The organism is Thalassiella azotivora (assembly GCF_054781695.1).
Window position 1 is genome coordinate 43,460 of the sequence record NZ_BAAGTX010000021.1, and the last position, 20,753, is coordinate 64,212.

Below are 20,753 nucleotides of genomic sequence, written 5' to 3' on the forward strand. Positions count from 1 at the left end.
GCCCGACGAGACGAGCGGTCCGGTGGGACACACGGAACGGCCCGGTGACGTCCGCGAGGACGTCACCGGGCCGTTCCCGTCCGGGGTGAGGCTCGCCGTCAGCCGCTCGCGAGCTGCCGCCTGACCTCGGCCGCGACCCGGCCACCCTCGGCCTGCTGGCCGACGCGCGGCTTCACGGCGCCCATCACCGAGCCCATCGCCGCCATCCCGGTCCGACCGGCCTCCGCGGCCTTCGCGACCTCCTCGGCGACGAGGGCCGCCAGCGTCCCGTCGTCCATCTGCGCCGGCAGGTAGCGCTCGATCACCTGCTCCTCGGCCCGCTCGCGCTCGGCCGACTCGGCCCGCCCCGCCCCCGCGAACGCCTCGGCGGCCTCGCGGCGCTTCTTGGCCTCGCTGCGCAGCACGGCCTGCACCTCGTCGTCGCTGAGCTGGCGCGCCTCGCTGCCGGCGACCTCGGCGACCTGGACGGCGGTCAGCACCATCCGCAGCGTGGCGGCGGTGAGCTCGTCGCGCCCGCGGATGGCCTCGGTGAGGTCGGCGCGCATGCGGTCCTTCAGATGTGCTTCGGTGGTCACCATGCCGCCAGTGTCCTCCACCCGCCGCCGTGCCCTCACCCGAGTTACCGCCGGGTGCGCGCTGGCGGGCGCCGGCGCCCTGGCCTGGGCGGCCGGGTACGAGGTGAGGTCGTTCCGGCTGCGCCGCGTCACCGCCCCCGTGCTCGCCCCCGGGGCCGCGCCGCTGCGGGTGCTGCACCTGTCCGACCTGCACATGACCCCGCACCAGGAGTCGAAGGTGGCGTGGGTCGCCGGGCTGGCGGCGCTGGAGCCCGACCTGGTCGTCGACACCGGCGACAACCTCGCGCACCTGCACGCCGTCCCGGCCGTCGTCCGGACGCTGCGCCCGCTGCTCGACCTGCCCGGCGCGTTCGTCCTCGGCAGCAACGACTACTTCGGCCCCCTGGCGAAGAACCCGCTCGGGTACCTCGGAGGACCGTCCCGGGTGCGTGCGACCGCCCCCCGCCTGCCCACGGAGGAGCTCACGGGCGCGCTGACCGCCGCCGGGTGGGCGGACCTGACGAACGCGCGCGCCACCCTCACCGTGGACGGCCGCCGGGTCGACCTCGTCGGCGTCGACGACCCGCACCTGCGGCGCGACCGGTACCTGGACGTCGCCGGGCCGGCCGACCCGGCGGCGGACCTCACCCTCGGCGTCACCCACGCGCCGTACCTGCGCGTGCTCGACGCCATGACGGCCGACCGGGCGGACCTCGTCCTCGCCGGGCACACGCACGGCGGCCAGGTCGCCGTCCCCGGCGTGGGGGCGCTCGTCACGAACTGCGACCTGCCGCGCCGCTACGCCAAGGGCCTGCACCGCTGGCACGTGCCGGACCGCCGGGGCGAGCGCACCGCGCGCCGCGGGTCCGGCGCCGGCCCTGACGGGACGTCGACGTGGCTGCACGTGTCAGCAGGTCTCGGCACGTCGCCGTACGCGCCGATCCGGTTCGCGTGCCCGCCGGAGGCCACCCTGCTCACCCTCGTCGGGCGGGACGCAGCCACCACGTCCTGACCCGCCGCCGCAGCGACCCGTCCCCCGGCCGGCTACCGGTTTCGTGGCGGGCCGGGTGCTCGGCTAGGCTGTCCCCGCTCCACCGGGGTGTGGCGCAGCTTGGTAGCGCGCTTCGTTCGGGACGAAGAGGCCGCAGGTTCAAATCCTGTCACCCCGACCGCGTGACGTCCGCAGGACGTCGAGGAACCCGGACCCACGACTGTGGGTCCGGGTTCCTGCGTCTCCGACGCGCTCACGTGGCTACGCTGCCGCGGTGCCCGGGACCGCAGCGAGTCGCATGAAGGCCGTCACCTACGACCGCTACGGGCCACCGGACGTCCTGACGGTCGAGGACGTCCCGGTCCCCGTCCCCGGACCCGGCCAGGTGCGCCTGCGCGTCGTCGCCACCTCGGTGAACCTGTCCGACTGGGAGGGCCTGCGCGGCTCCCCGGCGTACGCGCGGATCGGCGGTCTGCGGTCACCGGCCCGCCACGTCCTCGGATCGGACGTCGCGGGCGTCGTCGACGAGGTCGGCGCGGGCGTCACCCGCTTCCGGCCGGGGGACGAGGTGTACGGCGACAACCTCGCACTGAAGGGCGGGTTCGCGGAGTACGCGGTCGCGCCGGAGGCGGCTCTCGCCCCCAAGCCGGCCGGCCTGTCGTTCGTCGAGGCGTCCACCGTCCCGCAGGCCGGAGCGATCGCCCTGCAGGGCACGGCGTCCGCGACCGCGGGTCACCGCGTGCTGGTCAACGGCGCGGGAGGTGGGTCCGGGTCCTTCGCGATCCAGCTGGCCAAGCGGGCAGGCGCCCACGTGACCGGCGTCGACAACGCGTCCAAGCTCGACTTCATGCGCTCGGTCGGCGCGGACGAGGTCGTCGACTACCGACGGTACGACTTCACCCGCAGCGGGCGGCCGTACGACCTGGTCCTCGACCTCGTCGCGCACCGGTCCGTCCTGGCCTACCGGCGAGCGCTCGCACCCGGGGGGACGTACCGGTGCGTCGGCGGCTCGGTGCCGACGCTGCTGCGGGTGCTCACCGCGGGGTGGGCGGTGGGCCGGGTGACGGGGCGGTCGATCGGCGTCCTCGCCGTCCGCGAGGGCCCCGCCCACTTCGAGCCGCTCGCGGACCTGTGCGCTGCCGGTGAGGTCGCCGTCCACGTCGAGCGGACGTACACCCTGGACGAGGTGCCCGAGGCGCTCGCCCACGTCGGCGAGGGCAGGGCCCTCGGCAAGGTCGTCGTCCTCGCCTCCTGACCCTCCCCCCGTCCGCCCTCCGCCCCGTCCCACCCCGATCCCCCCGCCCCCTCCTGCCCCGCGGTCGCAGCACCCCGCCGAGACGGACGAACACGCCGTGCGGTCATCGAGCGGCACGGCGTGTTCGCCGGACTCGCGGGCCGGGAGGCGGCGACGACCCGTGCCGGTCACCTCTCACTGACCGGGCTTGAGGCTGTCCACGACGACCTCCCGTCCGCTGCCCGGGATGATGAAGTCCTCGAGCTCGTGGGTGAGGGACCCGGGCACCTTGATCTGGTCGTCGGCGTACTTGACGTCCACGAGCTGGGGGTGGGTGCGCCCGAGCCGCCCGGCGCCCTCCGGCACCGCCCCGGAGCGCAGGGACCGCACCCACTCCTCGGAGACCTCGAACCGGACGAGCCGCGCGCCCTCACCACCCTTCGTGGGCTTGCTGAGGAACTCGTACGCGCGTTCCGGGGACCCGAAGTTCAGGTCGATGGTGCGCCCGTGCGCCACGGAGACGTTCCCGGCCCCGTCGACGGTCAGCAGCGCCCGGCTGCCTCCCCCGTCGACGCGGTAGACCACCCGGTTCCCGCTGCTGCTGGTCATGAGCTCCCGGGAGAGCCGGACGAGGGCCGAGGGGTCCCGCTCCGCGGCGCTGAGGGGTATCCGGGCGAGGTTCCCGCTGCTCGCGGCCGGGCCCAGGGAGCCCTCCGCGCCCTCCCAGAGCCGGTCGAGGTCCTCGGGTCCGGGCAGCTCGGCGCGTGCGGAGCGGCGGCCGGACCGGTACTCCTCGGCGAGGGCGGACCGCGCCCGGGCCAGCTCGTCGGCCTCCTCGGCCAGCCGGCGGAAGGTCATGGCCCGGTCCGGGCGACCCCGGAGGACGGCGTCGACCGCGTCCGCCTCGTACTGCGCGGCCCTCGCCTGCAGGCGGCCGGCCTGCTGGCGCAGCGCGGAGGCCTGCTGCAGGTCGAGGAGGTCCGGGACGCGGCCGGGGACACCCCCGGCGGCGCCCCCGCCGGGGGCCGCCGGACCACCGCCGCCACCGCCGCCCCCGCCTCCTGCCGCCCGGGGTGCACCGCCAGGACCTCCGAGCGCGAGCTCGTCCAGGTACCCGGTGAGCACGACGTCACCGTCCGCGTCCGTGACCGTGGCCCGCGGCCGGCTCGTGTTGAGGTCGCTGACGGTGATGCGCTGGGCCGACGTCCGGGCCTCGACCGCCTCGAGGACGGCGTCGGCGCCCCTGCCGACCCGCACCATCCGCACCGCCTGCAGCCCCGACACGGTCCCCCCGACCGCGCTGAGCACGACGTTCAGCGCCCCCATCGCCATCAACCCGTGCGCCGCCTCCTGCTGCGCCGGGTCGAGCACCGTGGAGCCGACGCCGAGGCTGAGCGTGGCGCCCTGCTCGTACGCCTCGAACCCCTGCGCCACCCCGTACGCGGCGAGGCCGACGTCCAGGGCGAGCCCGAGCGCGGACGTCGGCGGGAAGATCGTCAGCAGCAGCGCACCGACGCTCGCGACGCCGACGACCAGCGACTCGGCCTCGGCGTCCTCGGCCGCGCGGGTGAGGTCGTCCTGCACCATCCGACGGACGTCCGGGCCGGCGAGCGGCAGCAGCTCGCGCAGGACCGGACGCGGGAGCAGGTAGTCGAACCCGGGGAGGCGGGTGCGGGCCGCGAGCAGCGCGAAGTTGGTGCGCCGGGTCTCGATGGCCCCCTCGACGGCGGCCAGCAGCTCGGGGCCCGAGAGCCGACCGCGGGTGATCTCCGGCCCGAGGACCTTGAACCCGTCGTCCCCGAGCTGACGGAGCACCGGCCGGACGGCCTCGACGGCGGCGGCCTGGGCGCTGACCCCGGGGTAGCCGGTCAGCGCGGCGGGGTCCAGTCCCGTGCTCGGAGCCGCGTCGAGGAAGTCGGGCAGCGGCGTGGGGTCCGTCCGCTCGGCCGCGAGGACCCGCTCGAGCATCTCCCCGGGGGTGCTCGTGGGCTGGGAGAGCTCCGGGTGGTCGTACTCGAAGCTGATCGCCCGCTGCACCTCGTGGCAGTACTGGCAGCCCCCACCGATGAGGTTCTCGGCCACCCGCTCCTCCACGCCGCGCAGCGCCCAGCTGGTCTGCCGGGAGCGTCGCTCCAGCGCCGGGAGGGCGACGCCGGGCCGCGGCCCCGACGCGGCGGTGGCGATGAGGGACCGCTCGCGCTCCACGGCCACCTGGTCCTCCAGCTGGCGTGGCGAGAGCTGGTCGCGCACGTACGACCGCCACGCCGCCAGCGCCTCCCTGTTGCCCTCCAGACGCAGGGCGGTCGCGTCCGCGACCAGCTGCCGGAAGGCGTCGTGCCGACCGCGGGTCGCCTCCACGTGGGCTCACAGGCCCGCCTCCGCCTCGTCCAGCCGGACCAGCTCCTGCTGTGCCTCCTCGACCATCTGCGGGCTCCACGGCACGCCGGCCGGTGGCGCGCCGTACCTCGCGACCTGGTCGGCGAAGACCTCGGCCGCGTCGGCCTCGTCGCGCAGGGACCGGGCGTGCCGCCGGACGTCGTCCACGAGGCGTTCCGCGGCCGCGAGCCCGCCGTCGACGACGAGCCCGTGCACGAGCAGCCGCTGCGCCTCGGTTCCGCTCGGGACCGTCCGGCCGTCGGGGAGGGTGAGCGGCGGCTCCTGCCGTCCGGGGGCGGCGAGGCCCGCCGCGGCGGTGTTGCCCGCCGCCCCCGCGACCGCAGCCACCGCGACGGCGGGGACGGCACCGGGTCCCGGTGCGCCCACCCCCGCGGTCAGCCCCGAGGTCAGCCCCGGGGTCAGGGCCGTGGTCAGGGCGCGGTTGCCCGCCCCACCCGGGCCGACGGCCGACGCAGGCCGTGCTCCCCCGCGTGGCGCGGCCGGCCCACGGGCCGCCTCACGGGCCCCCGCGTCCGCTCCCTCCCGGACCACGGGCCGTCGTGTCGGGGGTGGCATCGCAGCACGCCGATCTGTGGTGAGCTCGCGCCGCGCTCCGTTCGCGGCGCCGAACCACCGTAGGAGCGCACCCGCCCCGCTCGGCACCTCCGGCGGGGGCCCGCTACCCGAACGGACAGCGTCTCGGGCACCTCACCCAGCCGCCGGCGCGCTCCCTCACCCGCCGCCGAGTCGGACGGACACGCCGCGGGGCGATCGAGCCGCACGGCGTGTCCGTCGGACTCGCGGCCCCGGGAGGGTCAGGCGTCGACCGGCTCCCACGTGCACGACAGCACCCGGTCCTTGCCCGCGCGCTTCGCGGCGTACAGCATCTCGTCCGCGCGCGACAGCAGCGCCTGGCGCTGCTCACCCGAGGCACTGGCGGGGCTGCTGCTCGTCACCCCGATGCTCACGGTCATCCGCAGGCCGGGCGCGACGTCGTCGAAGGACAACCGGGCGACCTCGGCGCGCAGCCGCTCGCAGCAGGCGACCGCCTCGTCGAGGTGCGTGCTGGGCATGAGCAGCACGAACTCCTCGCCGCCCGTGCGCGCGACCACGTCGGTCTCACGGCAGCCGTTCAGCAGGGCGGCCGCGACGCGCTGCAGGACGACGTCACCGACGTGGTGCCCGAGCGTGTCGTTGACGCGCTTGAAGTCGTCGAGGTCGGCCAGCGCCAGCGACAGGTGCGAGCCTCCGGGGACGTCCGCGGCGACGCCGTCCAGCTCCGCGTCGAGACGGCGCCGGTTGTACAGGCCGGTCAGCGGGTCGCGGGCAGACAGCTCCGCGAGCTGGTCGGCCAGGCGCCGCGCCCGCGCGAGTGCCGTGGCCAGCTCGGCAGTGCGCTCGTCGACCCGGGTCTCCAGGTCGGAGTTCGCCCGCCGCAGGGCGGCGGTGAGCTCCTCCGCCTCGTCGAAGGACCGGTTCATCACCCAGTTGTTCACGGAGGCGATGAGCGCGGCGAACGTCGCGATGACCGTCGTCAGCGACAGGAGCTCGACGTACCCGACCGGTTCCGTCCGGCCGCCCACCACGAGCGGGATGGTGAGCGTCCCCAGGAACATGGTGAACAGCGCCACCGGTAGCGCCCGTGGCGGCAGGGTCATCCCGGCCAGGAGCACCAGCGAGACGAGGAAGAGCGGCGAGTTGGAGGCGTGGCCCTCGGCGAGCACGCCACCGACCGGGCCGAGGAACGTCAGGGACACGAGCACCACGGCGGCCGCGGTCACCCTCCCGGCCCGGGCGAGTGCGATCGAGCCGATGTTGGCCAGTCCCATGCCGGCGAGCAGGACCAGCGCGAGCGGCCAGTCCGGCAGCACCGCGACCAGCGCGACGGACGTCAGGACGAACACGGCGACGCTGGTGGCGGCGACGATGATGAGGACCCGTCCGCGCCGGCGCGTCCGCGGGTCGGGGTGCCTGACCTTGAGCAGACGCGACGCCGCGTCTCGAACGCTGCCCACACGCGCGCCAGGGGGCTGCCTCCGTGCCGTCATCCGCGTCGCCACCTGTCCTCGGCCGTCTCGTCGGCACCGGCGTCGGGCCCCGGCCGGCCGCTACCACTGCCCATCGGCAGGTACCCGCGTCGGCGGAGCGTTCCTCGGCGCCCGGCATAGGTGAGACACCGCACTCGCTTCCGCCGCAAGACGGACGAACACGCCGTGCGGCTCGATCGCCGCACGGCGTGTTCGTCGGAGTCGCGGGTCCGGGAGCCGGCCGCCGAGGTCAGGGACCCCGCGTCAAGGACGACGGATCAGTGACGGCGTGTCAGAGCGCGCCGCCCGTGCGCCAGTCGGAGGTGTCGTCGTCCCGGTTGGGACCACCGGTGAGGAACTGCGAGTAGCGGGTGTCGTCGTCGACGAACCGCTTCAGCCAGCTGATGGAGAACTTCGCGATGGTGGTGTTGGAGGTGTTGGGCGCGAAGTGGCTGGCGCCGTCCAGCTCCAGGTAGGCCCGGCTCGTGGTGGACGGCAGGTTCTCGTAGAACGGGATGGCGTGGCTGCGCACCGAGGCGACCGAGTCGTTCTCCGCGCCGACGATCAGCTGGGGGGTGGACACCGTGAACCGCTTCGTGGTGTGCCACGGCGTGAGTGGCACCGACGCCCGCAGGGTGCGGCGCTCGGTCGACGCCTCCAGGGAGCCGCCACCACCCATCGAGTGACCCATCACGGCCTGGCGGTTGGCGTCCACGCGGTTGCGGACGCCGCTGCGCTGGGTCACGTGGTCGAGCGCGGCCTGGAGCTGGTCGGCGCGGCTGCCCGGCTGGTCGTACCGGGAGTTCGTGTCGAACGTGATGACGACGAAGCCCTGCGAGGCGATCCGGTCGCCGAGCCAGGCGATCGAGGACTCCCCGGCGGTGAAGCCCGGGGAGACGGCGACCACGCCGAAGGTGCCCTGGCTGGTGTCCGTCGGGTAGTAGATGGTGCCGCCGCCGAAGCCGCGGGCGGTCCACGACGACACGCTCTCGGTGGCGACCCGGAACGGGCCGGTGCGCGCCTCGATGCTGCCCTCCGTCGGCGCCGGGCCGCGCTCATAGGGGTTGGCGGCGTGCGCGGGCAGCGACCCGCCGACGAGGGCGGTGGAGGCGACGACGGCACCGGCCGCGAGCTGCGCGAGGCGGCGGGTGGAGCGGCGGGTGGTGGCAGTGAGCGTGCTCATGAGGTCCTCAGGTGGGTGAGGTGGACGGGACGCGTCATGCCACCACCCGGCCGAGGGTCCACGCATCGGTGGAACCACGGGTCCGAGCCCGTTCCCGCCGCCCCGACCCAGCGGGGACCGGCCGTCGACGCGGTCGGCCGCCGCGTCAGCGGCTCACCCGGCCACGCGCTCCCGCGTCAGCCGGACGGCGTCCGCCCACGACCCCTCGTCCACCGCGACGGGCGGCCCGGCGGCCCACGCCCGGACCTCGGCGATCCCCGCCTCGAGCAGGTCGCGCAGCACCGCGTCGGGGTCGGGCACGCACGCCAGCGCGATCCCCTGGGTGGCGCACCGCACGATCCGCGGTGCCGCGTGCCGGTGGAACCCCGTGGCCGTCCCCGGGCTGACGTCGCGGCTGAACCGGGCCGCCCACACCGCGGCGTCCGGGACGGCGTCCAGCGCCGCGCGGCTCGCGGGCTCCAGGTGCCCCGGGTCGCGCCCGTCGAGGTGGGCGAGCCGGCGCTCGCAGGACAGCAGCCCGACCGCCAGGGCGCGCTGCCGCTCGACCGACACCACCGGCAGGGCCGTCCGCGCACACAGCAGCGCCAGCCGCGGGTCGACGTGCGGGTCGTCGCTCGTCAGGCCGATCACGGCCGGCACGAGCGCGCCCAGCCGCCACCGGCCGGCGTCCGTGGTCACGTCGTTGACGCACCGGGCCAGGCCAGCGAGCAGCGGGTGGGTGCACGCCGGGTGGTCGCTCCACCGCTCACCCGCCAGGTAGCCGGCGAGCTCCATGAAGCACGCGCCCTTGCGAGGTGACCGGTGCCGCCCGCGGGACAGCACGGGGACGCCGTCGGGGACGCCGTCCGGCTCGTTGCGTCGACGTGCTCGCTGCACCCGCACCGCCATCACCTGCCCGCTCCGCCGGGACCGACGCCGACCAGTGTGCGCCTGATCCGCCCGCGTGGCGACCCCCCGGGACGGTGCCGTCCGCGCCGGCGACCCCGCAGCGGTCAGGCGACGGGCAGCGCGAGGTCGGCCGCGACCAGCTCCCCGACCCGGGCCGTGTTCAGGGCCGCGCCGCGGCGCAGGTTGTCCCCGCACACGAAGAACGCGAGCGCGTCGGGCTCGTCGTCGGGCTGGCGGAACCGGCCGGCGAACACCGGGTCGGACCCGACGACGTCCGCGGGGGTGGGGAACTCGCGGCCGTCGACGTCGTCGAGCACCACGACGCTGGGCGCCTCGACGAGCGCCTGGCGCGCCTCGGCGACCGTCAGGTCGCGCTGGAACCGGGCGTGCGCGGCCACGGAGTAGCCGGTCAGGACGGGGACGCGCACGCAGGTGGCGGTGACCCGCAGGGTCGGCAGGCCGAGGATCTTGCGCAGCTCCCGCCGCACCTTCTGCTCCTCGCTGGACCACCCGCCGACCTCGGCCTCCCCGACCCACGGGACGACGTTGAGGGCGAGCGGCGCGGGGAACGGTGACGGCGCGTCCACCAGCCGGTCGCGGACGGCGCTGCGCACGTCACCCGGGCGCTGGCCGAGCCCGCCGTGGCCGGCGACGGCCGACGTCTCGGCCTGCAGCCGGTCGACCCCCCGCTGCCCGGCGCCGGCCCCCGACGCGGCGAGGTGGGCGGTGACGACGAGCTCGGTCAGCCCCCACTGCCGGTGCAGGGTGCACAGCGCGTCCAGGACGGTGAGGGTGACGCTGCCGGGGTTGGCCACGATGCCCTTGGGCCGGTTCGCGACCTGCGCCGGGTTGGTGTCGGGGGCGACGAGCGGGACGTCCGGGTCCATCCGGTAGGCGCTGGAGTTGTCGACGACCACCGCGCCGCGCTCGACCGCGACCGGCGCCCACCGCGCCGTCTCGGCGTCGGGCAGGTCGAACATCGCCACGTCGACCCCGTCGAACACCTCGGCGGACAGGGGCAGCACGGTCAGCTCCTCGCCGCGCACGCTCATCCGCCGTCCGGCGGAGCGGGTCGACGCGACGAGCCGGATCTCCCCCCAGACGTCGGCCCGCGTCGACAGCACGGACAGCAGCGTCGTCCCGGCCAGGCCCGTGGCGCCCACCACCGCGAGCGTCGGCCGGGGCGCACCGCCGTCCGGCCGACGGTCGGTCATCGGCCCGTGCCGCCGTACACGACGGCCTCGCCCTCGGCGTCCAGGTCGAACGCCGTGTGGACGGCGCGCACGGCCTCGTCCAGGGAGTCGGCGCGCGTCACCACGGAGATCCGGATCTCCGAGGTGGAGATCATCTCGATGTTGATGCCTGCCTGGGACAGCGCCTGGAAGAACTGCGCCGAGACCCCCGGGTTGCTGCGCATGCCGGCGCCGACGAGGGAGAGCTTGCCGATCTGGTCGTCGTACTCGATGGACTCGAACCCTGCGGCGTCCTGCAGCGCGGTCAGCGTCTGCACGGCGGTGGCGCCGTCTGCCATCGGCAGCGTGAACGACACGTCGGTGCGCCCCGTCCCGGCGGTCGACACGTTCTGCACGATCATGTCGATGTTGATCCCGGCGGCGGCGACGGCCTCGAAGATCTGCGCGGCCTTGCCCGGGACGTCGGGCACGCCGACGACGGTGAGCTTGGCCTCGCTGCGGTCGTGGGCGACACCGCTGATGATCGCGTGCTCCATGCTGAGGTCCTCCATCGAACCGCTGACGATCGTGCCGGGCTTGGGCGAGAACGAGGACCGCACGTGGATCGGGACGCCGTACCGGCGGCCGTACTCGACGCAGCGCAGCATGAGCACCTTCGCCCCGGACGCGGCGAGCTCGAGCATCTCCTCGTAGGTGACGGTGTCGAGCCGGCGCGCGGACGGCACGATCCGCGGGTCGGCGGTGAACACCCCGTCGACGTCGGTGTAGATCTCGCAGACGTCGGCCTCCAGCGCCGCGGCCAGCGCGACGGCCGTGGTGTCGGACCCGCCGCGCCCGAGCGTGGTGATGTCCTTGCTGTCCTGGCTGACGCCCTGGAACCCGGCGACGATCGCGATCGCGCCGTCGCCGAGCGCCTGCTGGATCCGGCCGGGGGTGACGTCGATGATCCGCGCCCTGCCGTGCACCGAGTCGGTGATGACGCCGGCCTGGCTGCCGGTGAACGACCGGGCCTCGTGGCCGAGGTTGGCGATCGCCATGGCGAGCAGGGCCATCGAGATGCGCTCGCCGCTGGTCAGCAGCATGTCCATCTCGCGGCCGGGGGGCAGCGGGCTGACCTGCTGGGCGAGGTCGAGCAGCTCGTCGGTCGTGTCACCCATCGCCGAGACGACCACGACGACGTCGTCACCGGCCTTGCGGGTCTCGACGATCCGCTTGGCGACCCGCTTGATGCCCTGGGCGTCGGCGACGGAGGAACCCCCGTACTTCTGCACGACCAGGCTCACGTCGACTCCCTGCGCGGCTCGTCCGGACGACGCCGTGCGGCGCCGCGTCCACCCGCGGTCGGGTGGGCGGGTCGATGGTAACGAGCGTCGTGACCGCCACCGCCGTGGATCCGGATGACGAGACCTGCGACGTGCACACGATCTCCACGTTCCCTCCGCCGAAGGTCGGGTCCGGCCCGGGGGCCGTGCCGTTACGTTCCTCCGTCATGACGGGGCAGGCGGTGCCGGTACCGGCCGGCGGGCACGCAGGGGTCCAGGCGCGTGGGGTGCGCCGCACGTTCGGCTCGGTGGTCGCCGTCGACCACGCCGACGTGGACGTGCCCGCCGGCGCGGTCACCGCGCTCGTGGGCCCGAACGGCTCGGGCAAGACGACGCTGCTGCTGGTCCTGGCCGGCCTGCTGCGCCCGGACGCCGGGACGGTCACCGTCGCGGGCGCCGACCCGGTCCGGCATCCGGCCGCCGTCCACGCCCGCGTGGGGTGGATGCCGGACGTGCTCGGCACCTGGGAGTCGCTGACGTGCCGCGAGGTGCTGGGCACCTTCGCGGCCGCGTACCGGGTGCCCGACGCGCAGGCCCGGGACCGGATCGACTGGCTGCTGGCTGAGCTGCACCTGCGCGAGCTCGCCGACGCGCCGGCCCGGGTGCTCTCGCGCGGGCAGAAGCAGCGGCTGGGGTTGGCCCGCGCGCTGGTGCACGACCCCCAGGTGCTGCTCCTGGACGAACCGGCGTCCGGCCTCGACCCCCGCAGCCGCGTGGACCTGCGGGTGCTGCTGCGCCGGCTCGCGGCGCAGGGCAAGGCGGTGCTGGTCTCCAGCCACGTGCTCTCCGAGCTCGACGAGCTGGCCGACCGGGCGGTGTTCGTCAGCCGCGGACGGACCGTCGACGAGGCCGCCGTGCAGGCGGCGACGGGCGCGTGGCGCCGGTGGGAGGTGCGCTCCCTGGACGTCGACCTGCTGCGCGCCGCCCTGGCCTCACGGGGGGTCCGGGAGGTCGCGGACCCCGCGTCGGCGCCCGGTCGCGACGTGCACGTGCTGCTGCCGTCCGACCAGGCGGCGGCCGACCTGCTGCGGGACCTGGTCGCCGACGGCGTGCCGGTGGTGTCCTTCGCCCCCGCCGCGGGGCAGCTGGAGCAGGTCTACCTGGGCCTCGAGGAGGAGCGACGGTGAGAAGCGACGGAGCCGGCGGCGACGGCCGACGTGCCGCACCGACCGGCGACCTGGTCGTGACCGACTTGCCCGTGGGCGTGGCGGCGCGCACGGACCGTGGTGCGTGGTCCCTGTCCTGGCACGGGGTGCGCCTCGTCGCCGCCCTCGAGCTCAGGCAGCGTGTCCGCTCCAGCCGCTGGGTCGTCGTCCTGGTGCTGTGGTTCGCGCTCATCGCGGGCATCACCGGGCTCACCTTCGCCGCCATGGGCTCCGACCGCAGCGGACCGGTCCTGTTCTCCGTGGTCGTCGTGCTCGTGCTCACCCTCGGCCTCGTCGTCGCACCGTCCCTCACCGCGACGTCGGTGAACGGCGACCGGGGAGCGGGCACCCTCGCACCGCTGCAGATGACGCTGCTGTCACCCGCGGAGATCGCCGTGGGCAAGCTCGCGGCGGCGTGGGTGACGTCGCTCGTCCTGCTGGCGACCGCGTCGCCGTTCGTGCTGCTGTCCCTGGTGCTGCCCGGCACGTCCCTGCTGCGCGTGGTGGTGGCGCTGGGCACGGTCGCGCTCGTGCTCCTGACGGTCTGCGGGATAGCGCTCGGCTGGTCCGCCGTCTGCGCGCGGACCGCCTCGTCGGCGGTGCTCACCTACCTCTCGGTGGCCGGGCTGTCGGTCTTCACCCTCGTCTTCTTCGGTCTGTCGCTCCCCCTCGTCGCCGTCGACGAGCCGACGAGGGTCCTCACCCACCCCGCCGGCGACCCGTTCGAGATGGAGCTCACCCGCGACGACTGCGTCGAGGTCGTGGAGGAGCGCACGGTGCTGCACAGCGAGTGGACGTGGTGGCTGCTCGCGGCGAACCCCTACGTCGTCGTGGCCGACGCGGCCCCCCGGGCGGCCGATCCCGACCCGACGGACGAGATGGAGCAGGACGAGGACCTGCTCCATCTCGTGCAGGCCGGCGTCCGCGAGATGCGGGATGGTCCGGACGAGGTCGTCGACGAGTGCTGGGCGGCGTGGCCGGACGAGGGCCTGACCTACGAGGGCGCCCGCGACACCTCGCCGGTGTGGCCGTTCGGGTTGGCGGCCTACCTCGCCCTCGGGGGCGTGGGTGTGGGCGCGGCGGTGCGACGTCTCAGCACGCCCGTCGGCCGGCTCGCGCGGGGTACCCGGATCGCGTGACGCGCACGAGGCCGGTGAGGGGGACGCCCCGTCAGAGGGACGCCCGGTCAGGGGTGCAGCGCGTCGAACTCCGCGTCGGCGACCGTCTCGTCGTCGGCGTCCAGGCGCAGGTGGCTGAGCACCGAGTGCAGGACGCGCAGGGCGCTGGCGGCGCGGTCGCCCCAGGTCGACAGGTAGGAGAACTGCCACCACCACATGGCCTCGTCGACGCGGCCCGCCTCGTAGTGCCGCAGCCCGTGCACGAGCGGCGCCGCGACCGACGCCAGGTCGTTGGACAGCGACCCGCGGACGATCTCGCCGGACGTCAGCGGGTCGACGACGTCGACGTACTCGTCGATCCCCTCGAACAGGTTGGCCAGACCGGCCCGCACGGGGTCGATGTCGGCGTCCGGGCCCGGGTCGGGCTCGAACCGCTCCGAGGGCAGGACGTCGGTGATGGCGCCCAGCCGGGCGCCCGTCCCGAGCACCTGCGACACGGCCAGCAGGAGCACCGGGATCGCGGTGTCGGGGTTCTCCCCGGACGCGACCTCGGTGAGGGCGCCCAGGTAGCCGCGGACCTCCGTCGCGGTGGCGTCCGCGATGGGACGCAGTCCGGGGTCGGCGGTGTCGTGCGCCCCGACCGGGTCGCTGCCGTGCGTCGGGTCAGACATCGAGCAACCTCCTGCCCTCGAAAGCCCGGCCGAGGGTGACCTCGTCCGCGTACTCCAGGTCGCCGCCGACCGGCAGCCCGGACGCCAGCCTCGTCACCTTCAGCCCCATCGGCTTGAGCAGCCGGGCGAGGTAGGCCGCGGTGGCCTCCCCCTCCAGGTTCGGGTCGGTGGCGATGATGATCTCGGTGACCTCGCCGGAGGCCAGCCGCGTCATGAGCTCCTTGACGCGCAGGTCGTCCGGACCGATGCCGTCGATCGGGCTGATCGCCCCGCCGAGCACGTGGTACCGGCCGCGGAACTCGCGGGTGCGCTCGATCGCGACGACGTCCTTGGACTCCTCGACGACGCACAGCACCGCGCCGTCCCGCCGCGGGTCCCGGCAGACCCGGCACTGCTCGTCCTCGGCGACGTTGCCGCACGTGGCGCAGAAGCGGACCCGCTGCTTGACCTCGGTGAGCGCCTGCACGAGGCGCCGGACGTCGGCCTCGTCCGCGGCGAGCAGGTGGAACGCGATCCGCTGGGCGCTCTTGGGACCGACGCCGGGCAGCCGCCCGAGCTCGTCGATCAGGTCCTGGACCACGCCCTCGTACACACGACGAGCCTAGCCGCGGCCACGGACCGTCGCCGACCGGTCCCGCACCGTCGTCGGGTGCCGGTCGGCGACGCGCCTCGTCGGGCGGTCCGGCTCACCACCGGTGGGCGACGTCGACCACCATCCGGGAGCCGTCCCCCGGACCGTCGAGCAGGAACACCCGGAACGGCAGCCGGGCGCGCACCCCCAGCCCGACCGTGCTCTGGCCCTCGAAGCTCCCCACCCACACCACCTGGCGGAAGGCGCGGTAGCCGGCCACGTCGGAGACGTCGCGGCCGCGGCCGGTGAAGAACGAGTCCGTGGGCACCACGGGGACTCGCGCGGTCACCTCGATCCGGGCACCACCGGAGACCGGCACCGTGGTGCCCGAGCCGTCCTGGACGAGCCGGTCCACGTACTGGACCGAGTAGCCGCGGACGTCCCCGGCCACGTCGAGGACCAGCCGGTCGAAGCAGGGGTGGCGGCCCGTGCGGACGTCGAAGAGCGGGTCGCCGGAGCCGAGCGGGGCCGTCTTGGGCAGGGAGCCCCACCGGATCCCGCAGTACGGCGCGGCCGTCGCGGACGTCGCGGTCACCGCCATCGGGACGACGAGGCCGAGGATCGCGGCCACGGTCAGCAGGAGTCGTCGCATCGTGCACCTCCAGGGCTGGGGGCCGCGCGCGCGGCCCACCCTGGAGACGTCCTGCGGGCCGCCGGCGTTGACACCGGGGCTTCGGCCGGGCCAGGTCCGCCGGGGCGTCAGGACCCGGGTTCGACGTCGATGACGCGCCCACCGAGGAGCTGCTCGACGACGCGCGTGCCGACGAGCCCGGAGTCCTCCGCGTCCGGGTCGTCGTAGTCCGGGACGTCGTGCTCCGGAGCCACGACGGACGGCCGGCTCGGGCGGTCGTCCGGGCCCTCGGGGACCGGGCTCCCGGCGGGGCCGCGACGCCGCGCCGCCTCGCGCGCTGCCGCCGCACCCCCGCGCGCGACGGCGCCCCGGTCGCCGGGTCCCTGCTCGTGACGCGGCGTCTGCCCCTGACTCGGCGTCTGCTCTGGGCGCGGCGTCTGCTCTGGGCGCGGCGGCTGCTCCGTGCGCGGCGGCTGGTCGTCGCGCGGCGCCCGCCGCGCCGCCGGCTCGTCCCACGGGTCGGGGCCGGGGTCGAGCGGGGGCGGGACGTCGTCCCAGTCGTCGGGGCGCTGGGCGCCTGCGGTGTCGGGGGCTCCACCCCGTGCACCCGCGGGACGGGCCGCCTCCCGCGAGACCGCCTGCGACGACGCAGCGCTGTCGCGCCCCGGCGGTGTCGGGTCGGCGGGCGATCTCGGCGGTGCGGCCTCCCGTGCGGCCTCCGGTGCGGCCTCCGACGGCTCGGTCGGCGCGGCGTCCGTCGGCACGGTCGTGGGTTCGGTCGCGGGCTGGGCGACCGGCCCGTCCTGGGCGGGGACGCCCTCGACCTTGACGTCCAGGCCGATGACCTGGACGAGGGCCTGCCGGACGTAGTCCGGGTGCGCACCGCGGTTGAACATGCCGAGCGCACCGGCGTTGGTGAAGCCGAGCCTCAGCACCCCACCGGACAGGTCCTGCACGTGCGCGTGGCTCAGGGTGGACCAGGTGGTGCGCTTGAGCCCCCTGAGCACGTCCAGGACGTCGGGCCACATCCGGCGGACGGCGTCCAGCTCGGAGGACGCCGCACCCGCGACGGCGTCGGGCCGGGCGGACGGGGACTCGGGCCGTCGGTCGGTGGGCTCCGGCGCCACCTCGCCGGTCCCGTGAGCCGACGCACCCGCGGCACCAGCCGCCACCGGTGCCCCAGCAGCGGGCCCAGGGGCCGGTGCCGAGGCAGAGGCCGGTGCAGAGGCTGGTGCAGTGGCCGGTGCCGGTGCAGAGGCTGGTGCCGGCGCGACGGCCGGCGCGGGCGGCGACACGGCGCCGACCACGGGCACGTGGCCGCTGCCCGGCACCCCGACGCGGCGCTCCAGCCGGTCGACGCGCGCGCCGAGCCCGCGCTCCCCCGCCTCCGCGGCGGGCAGCAGCAGCCGGGCGACGAGCAGCTCGAGGTGGAGCCGGGGCGACGTCGCCCCGGTCATCTCGGTCAGCGCGGCGTTGCAGATGTCCGCCGCGCGGGACAGCTCCGCCTGCCCCTGCCGCTCGGCCTGCCCCGCCATCCGCGCCAGCTGGTCCTCCGGCAGCGTCCGCAGCACGGCCCGGGCGTTCTCGCCGACCGCGCGGACGACGATGAGGTCGCGGTAGCGCTCGAGCAGGTCCTCGACGAAGCGTCGGGGGTCGTGGCCCGACTCGATCACCTTGTCGACGACGCGGAAGGCGCTCGCCCCGTCCCCCGCGGCGAGCGCGTCCACCGCGCCGTCGAGCAGGGACGCGTGCGTGTACCCGAGCAGCGCCACGGCCATCTCGTAGTCGACGCCGTCGGGCCCGGCCCCCGCCATCAGCTGGTCGAGGACGGACAGGGAGTCGCGCACGGACCCCCCGCCGGCGCGGACGACGAGCGGCAGGACGCCCTTGCCGACGGGGACCCGCTCCTTCTCGCAGAGCTCCTGGAGGTACGCGAGCAACCGGTCGGACGGGACGAGGTGGAACGGGTAGTGGTGGGTCCTGGACCGGATGGTCTGCAGGACCTTGTCCGGCTCGGTGGTGGCGAAGATGAACCGCACGTGCGGCGGCGGCTCCTCGACGATCTTCAGCAGGGCGTTGAAGCCCGCCGGGGACACCATGTGCGCCTCGTCGATGACGAAGATCTTGAAGCGGTCCCGGGCGGGGGCGAAGGTGGCGCGCTCGCGCAGCTCGCGCGCGTCGTCCACACCGCCGTGGCTGGCCGCGTCGATCTCGACGACGTCCAGGCTGCCGGCGCCTCCCCGGGCCATCTCCACGCAGGAGTCGCACTCCCCGCAGGGGGCGTCCGGACGGGTGCCGTCCGCGGCGGGCTCCCACCGCGCGCAGTTGAGGATGCGCGCGAGGATCCGGGCGGACGTCGTCTTGCCGCAGCCGCGCGGGCCGGAGAACAGGTACGCGTGGTTGACCCGGTCGCTGCGCAGCGCCTGCATGAGGGGGGCGGTGACGTGCTCCTGGCCGATGACGTCGGCGAAGGTCTCCGGCCGGTAGCGGCGGTACAGCGCGGTGGGCACGCACGAGACAGTAACCCTCCCCACCGACCCGGGTGGACGGGACCGGCGACCGCCTCGCCCGGTGCCGCGACCGGGCCCAGCGACAGGGCCGACGACAGGGCCGACGACAGGGCCGGCGGCAGGCCCCGTGATCACATCCCGTGCGAGCGACGGTGATCTGCACCACAGTGTCCGGTACGTGGTGGAGCGCGCGTCGAGACCCCAGGAGGTCCTGTGGAGACCATGGAGCCCGCCTACGGCACGGGGACGCTGCTGGCCATCGCGGCAGCCGCCGTCCTGGTGCTGCTCGTCCTCATCATCCGCTTCAAGCTGCACGCGTTCGTGGCGCTCATCCTGGTCAGCCTGCTCACGGCGCTGGTGACGCAGATCCCGTACGCCGACGTCGTCCCCACGCTGCTCGCGGGGTTCGGCTCGACCCTGGCCGCCGTCGCGCTGCTCGTCGGCCTCGGCGCCATGATCGGCCGCCTGCTCGAGGTGACCGGCGGCGCGCAGGTCCTCGCCGACACCCTGATCAACCGCTTCGGTGAGAAGCGCGCCCCCCTCGCGCTCGGCGTCGCCTCCCTGCTCTTCGGCTTCCCGATCTTCTTCGACGCCGGCCTCGTCGTGATGCTGCCGATCATCTTCAGCGTCGCCCGCCGGTTCGGCGGGTCGGTGCTCCTGTACGCGCTGCCCGCCGCCGGCGCGTTCGCGGTGATGCACTCCTTCGTCCCACCGCACCCGGGGCCGGTCGCCGCGGCCGAGCTGCTCGGCGCCGACATCGGCCTGCTCGTCTTCGTCGGACTCGTCATCGGGCTGCCGACCTGGTTCCTCGGCGCGTACCTGTTCGGTCTGTGGGCGGGGAAGAGGTTCGACCTGCCGATCCCGGCGCTGCTCGGGTCCGAGGCCGACGAGAACGAGGGACGGCCGCCCGCGTTCGGGCTCGTCCTGTCGGTGCTGCTGCTGCCGCTCGTCCTGATCTTCCTCAACACGGGCCTGAACACCCTGGCCACGGCCGGGGCCGTCGACGGGGACGCCGACTGGGTCAACGTGCTGCGGATGATCGGCCAGACGCCGGTGGCCCTGCTCATCACGGTCATCTACGCGATGCTGCTGCTCGGCCGCGGACGCCGGTCGCGGGCGGACGTCGAGAAGATCGTCAACGACGCCCTCGGGCCGGTCTGCGCGATCATCCTCATCACCGGCGCCGGCGGCATGTTCGGCGGCGTCCTGCGGACCAGCGGCATCGGCGAGGCCCTCGCCGGGAGCCTGGAGGAGACGGGGCTGCCCGTCATCGTCGCGGCGTTCGCCGTCTCCACCGCGCTGCGCGTCGCGCAGGGCTCGGCGACCGTCGCGCTGACCACGACGGCCGGGCTGATGGCCCCCACGGTGGAGGCGACGTCCGGGCTGAGCAGCCTGGACCTGTGCTTCATCGTCATCGCGATCGCCTGCGGCGCGACCGTCCTGTCGCACGTCAACGACTCCGGGTTCTGGCTGGTCGGCCGGTTCCTGGACATGGACGTGAAGACCACCTTCAGGACGTGGACCGTGATGGAGACGCTGCTCGGCACGATCGGGTTCGTCATCGCCCTCGTCGGGAGCCTGCTGCTGTGACCCCACCACCCGTGCCGTCGGCCGAGCACGTCACCCAGCACGTCGTGGTGATGGGCGTGTCCGGCTGCGGCAAGACGACCGTCGCGCAGGGCATCAGCGAGCGCACCGGCCTGCCCTACGGCGAGGCGGACCGGTTCCACCCGCCGGAGAACATCGCGAAGATGGAGGGCGGCACGCCACTGACGGACGACGACCGCTGGCCGTGGCTGCGCGAGCTCGCGGCGTGGATGGCCGCGCAGTCCGCCCAGGGGTTCTCCACGGTGATCGCGTGCTCGGCGCTCAAGCGCTCGTACCGCGACGTGCTGCGCGACGGCCCGCCCGGCCTGCAGTTCGTCCACCTGCACGGCGACCCCGAGCTGATCCGGCAGCGGATGGGCAGCCGGAAGGGGCACTTCATGCCGGCGTCCCTGCTGCAGTCCCAGCTCGACACCCTCGAACCGCTGCAGGACGACGAGGACGGCGTCGTCCTTGACCTCGCGCGGACGCCGGACGAGCTCGTCGAGGAGGCGATCCACCGGCTCGGGCTGCCACTCGACGACGACCAGGACGACGACCAGGACGACGACCAGGACGACGACGCGGACGGCGGGGAGCGGACCGGGGGCTGACGGCCGTGCCGACGCCGCCGCAGGACGCGAAGGACCCCTCGTGCACCCGACAGAGCCTGCCTACCCTTGCTGCCTTCCGGCCCTGGGGGAGTTCAGCTGGTTGACGCCGCACGAGGGGTCTGCGACCACTGTAACAACCAC

The 20,753-nt window shown here is 75.0% G+C and carries 18 protein-coding genes, 1 tRNA gene and 1 other RNA gene; 7 read left to right on the forward strand and 13 right to left on the reverse strand.

What is annotated here, in order from left to right; genetic code table 11:
• Nucleotides 1-98: 98 nt before the first annotated feature.
• On the reverse strand, nucleotides 99-578 hold the full coding sequence (locus ACYVQV_RS14740; protein ID WP_461024066.1) for a GatB/YqeY domain-containing protein: 480 nt from the start codon (nucleotides 576-578) through the stop codon (nucleotides 99-101).
• Here ACYVQV_RS14740 and ACYVQV_RS14745 point away from each other — a divergent pair.
• The 3 genes from ACYVQV_RS14745 (at nucleotide 577) to ACYVQV_RS14755 (ending at nucleotide 2,800) form a co-directional block, all read left to right on the forward strand.
• The gene (locus ACYVQV_RS14745) at nucleotides 577-1,566 is read left to right on the forward strand and encodes a metallophosphoesterase (RefSeq protein WP_461024067.1); all 990 of its coding nucleotides are present in this window, start codon (nucleotides 577-579) and stop codon (nucleotides 1,564-1,566) included. The two genes, ACYVQV_RS14740 and ACYVQV_RS14745, sit on opposite strands and share 2 nt — an antisense overlap.
• Nucleotides 1,567-1,649: 83 nt before the next feature.
• A tRNA-Pro gene (locus tag ACYVQV_RS14750) sits at nucleotides 1,650-1,723 on the forward strand.
• Nucleotides 1,724-1,843: 120 nt separating this feature from the next.
• Nucleotides 1,844-2,800, forward strand: a complete 957-nt coding sequence (locus ACYVQV_RS14755) for an NAD(P)-dependent alcohol dehydrogenase (protein ID WP_461024106.1) — start codon at nucleotides 1,844-1,846, stop codon at nucleotides 2,798-2,800.
• 174 nt (nucleotides 2,801-2,974) lie between these two features.
• Here the strand turns inward: ACYVQV_RS14755 and ACYVQV_RS14760 are convergent, their stop codons facing one another.
• The 7 genes from ACYVQV_RS14760 to ACYVQV_RS14790 all read right to left on the reverse strand — a co-directional run bounded on the left by ACYVQV_RS14760 (nucleotide 2,975) and on the right by ACYVQV_RS14790 (nucleotide 11,729).
• Complete coding sequence (locus ACYVQV_RS14760) at nucleotides 2,975-5,137, reverse strand: hypothetical protein (RefSeq protein ID WP_461024068.1); 2,163 nt, start codon at nucleotides 5,135-5,137, stop codon at nucleotides 2,975-2,977.
• A gap of 6 nt (nucleotides 5,138-5,143) precedes the next feature.
• Nucleotides 5,144-5,707: a hypothetical protein gene (locus ACYVQV_RS14765; protein ID WP_461024069.1), complete on the reverse strand. Its 564-nt coding sequence runs from the start codon at nucleotides 5,705-5,707 to the stop codon at nucleotides 5,144-5,146.
• Nucleotides 5,708-5,970: 263 nt separating this feature from the next.
• On the reverse strand, nucleotides 5,971-7,170 hold the full coding sequence (locus ACYVQV_RS14770) for a GGDEF domain-containing protein (RefSeq protein ID WP_461024070.1): 1,200 nt from the start codon (nucleotides 7,168-7,170) through the stop codon (nucleotides 5,971-5,973).
• Nucleotides 7,171-7,474: 304 nt separating this feature from the next.
• Nucleotides 7,475-8,365, reverse strand: a complete 891-nt coding sequence (locus ACYVQV_RS14775; RefSeq protein ID WP_461024071.1) for a poly(ethylene terephthalate) hydrolase family protein — start codon at nucleotides 8,363-8,365, stop codon at nucleotides 7,475-7,477.
• Nucleotides 8,366-8,518: 153 nt separating this feature from the next.
• Nucleotides 8,519-9,247, reverse strand: a complete 729-nt coding sequence (locus ACYVQV_RS14780) for a hypothetical protein (RefSeq protein ID WP_461024072.1) — start codon at nucleotides 9,245-9,247, stop codon at nucleotides 8,519-8,521.
• A gap of 110 nt (nucleotides 9,248-9,357) precedes the next feature.
• The gene (locus ACYVQV_RS14785; RefSeq protein WP_461024073.1) at nucleotides 9,358-10,416 is read right to left on the reverse strand and encodes an aspartate-semialdehyde dehydrogenase; all 1,059 of its coding nucleotides are present in this window, start codon (nucleotides 10,414-10,416) and stop codon (nucleotides 9,358-9,360) included.
• Between the two features lie 47 nt (nucleotides 10,417-10,463).
• Nucleotides 10,464-11,729 (reverse strand): aspartate kinase, encoded by a 1,266-nt coding sequence (locus ACYVQV_RS14790; protein WP_461024074.1) that lies wholly within the window; start codon nucleotides 11,727-11,729, stop codon nucleotides 10,464-10,466.
• A gap of 206 nt (nucleotides 11,730-11,935) precedes the next feature.
• Here ACYVQV_RS14790 and ACYVQV_RS14795 point away from each other — a divergent pair, with 206 nt between their 5' ends.
• A complete protein-coding gene (locus ACYVQV_RS14795) occupies nucleotides 11,936-12,895 on the forward strand; it encodes an ABC transporter ATP-binding protein (protein ID WP_461024075.1) in 960 nt (319 codons plus the stop codon).
• Nucleotides 12,892-14,052 (forward strand): ABC transporter permease, encoded by a 1,161-nt coding sequence (locus ACYVQV_RS14800; protein ID WP_461024076.1) that lies wholly within the window; start codon nucleotides 12,892-12,894, stop codon nucleotides 14,050-14,052. The genes ACYVQV_RS14795 and ACYVQV_RS14800 overlap by 4 nt, the downstream gene beginning before the upstream one ends.
• 47 nt (nucleotides 14,053-14,099) lie before the next feature.
• On the opposite strand, the gene ACYVQV_RS14805 is transcribed toward ACYVQV_RS14800, so the two are convergent.
• The 4 genes from ACYVQV_RS14805 to ACYVQV_RS14820 all read right to left on the reverse strand — a co-directional run bounded on the left by ACYVQV_RS14805 (nucleotide 14,100) and on the right by ACYVQV_RS14820 (nucleotide 18,414).
• Nucleotides 14,100-14,702, reverse strand: a complete 603-nt coding sequence (locus ACYVQV_RS14805) for a DUF5063 domain-containing protein (RefSeq protein ID WP_461024077.1) — start codon at nucleotides 14,700-14,702, stop codon at nucleotides 14,100-14,102.
• Nucleotides 14,695-15,294, reverse strand: coding sequence for a recombination mediator RecR (gene recR, locus ACYVQV_RS14810; protein ID WP_461024078.1), 600 nt, complete (start codon nucleotides 15,292-15,294; stop codon nucleotides 14,695-14,697). Before recR ends, ACYVQV_RS14805 begins: the two co-directional genes overlap by 8 nt.
• A 94-nt stretch (nucleotides 15,295-15,388) precedes the next feature.
• Complete coding sequence (locus tag ACYVQV_RS14815; protein WP_461024079.1) at nucleotides 15,389-15,925, reverse strand: AMIN-like domain-containing (lipo)protein; 537 nt, start codon at nucleotides 15,923-15,925, stop codon at nucleotides 15,389-15,391.
• A gap of 107 nt (nucleotides 15,926-16,032) precedes the next feature.
• Nucleotides 16,033-18,414 (reverse strand): DNA polymerase III subunit gamma and tau, encoded by a 2,382-nt coding sequence (locus ACYVQV_RS14820; RefSeq protein WP_461024080.1) that lies wholly within the window; start codon nucleotides 18,412-18,414, stop codon nucleotides 16,033-16,035.
• A 222-nt stretch (nucleotides 18,415-18,636) separates the two neighbouring features.
• On the opposite strand from ACYVQV_RS14820, the gene ACYVQV_RS14825 reads away from it, so the two are divergent.
• A complete protein-coding gene (locus ACYVQV_RS14825) occupies nucleotides 18,637-20,004 on the forward strand; it encodes a GntP family permease (protein WP_461024107.1) in 1,368 nt (455 codons plus the stop codon).
• Between the two features lie 50 nt (nucleotides 20,005-20,054).
• The gene (locus ACYVQV_RS14830; protein ID WP_461024108.1) at nucleotides 20,055-20,612 is read left to right on the forward strand and encodes a gluconokinase; all 558 of its coding nucleotides are present in this window, start codon (nucleotides 20,055-20,057) and stop codon (nucleotides 20,610-20,612) included.
• A gap of 26 nt (nucleotides 20,613-20,638) precedes the next feature.
• Here ACYVQV_RS14830 and ffs read toward each other — a convergent pair.
• Nucleotides 20,639-20,735, reverse strand: an RNA gene (gene ffs / locus ACYVQV_RS14835) — signal recognition particle sRNA small type.
• Between the last annotated feature and the right edge of the window lie 18 nt (nucleotides 20,736-20,753).

Coding starts and splice junctions, on each gene's coding strand:
- ACYVQV_RS14745 (WP_461024067.1), top strand. CDS start 577: ATGCCGCCAGTGTCCTCCACCCGCCGCCGTGCCCTCACCCGAGTTACC.
- ACYVQV_RS14740 (WP_461024066.1), bottom strand. CDS start 578: ATGGTGACCACCGAAGCACATCTGAAGGACCGCATGCGCGCCGACCTC.
- ACYVQV_RS14755 (WP_461024106.1), top strand. CDS start 1,844: ATGAAGGCCGTCACCTACGACCGCTACGGGCCACCGGACGTCCTGACG.
- ACYVQV_RS14775 (WP_461024071.1), bottom strand. CDS start 8,365: ATGAGCACGCTCACTGCCACCACCCGCCGCTCCACCCGCCGCCTCGCG.
- ACYVQV_RS14795 (WP_461024075.1), top strand. CDS start 11,936: ATGACGGGGCAGGCGGTGCCGGTACCGGCCGGCGGGCACGCAGGGGTC.
- ACYVQV_RS14805 (WP_461024077.1), bottom strand. CDS start 14,702: ATGTCTGACCCGACGCACGGCAGCGACCCGGTCGGGGCGCACGACACC.
- ACYVQV_RS14815 (WP_461024079.1), bottom strand. CDS start 15,925: ATGCGACGACTCCTGCTGACCGTGGCCGCGATCCTCGGCCTCGTCGTC.
- ACYVQV_RS14825 (WP_461024107.1), top strand. CDS start 18,637: ATGGAGCCCGCCTACGGCACGGGGACGCTGCTGGCCATCGCGGCAGCC.
- ACYVQV_RS14830 (WP_461024108.1), top strand. CDS start 20,055: ATGGGCGTGTCCGGCTGCGGCAAGACGACCGTCGCGCAGGGCATCAGC.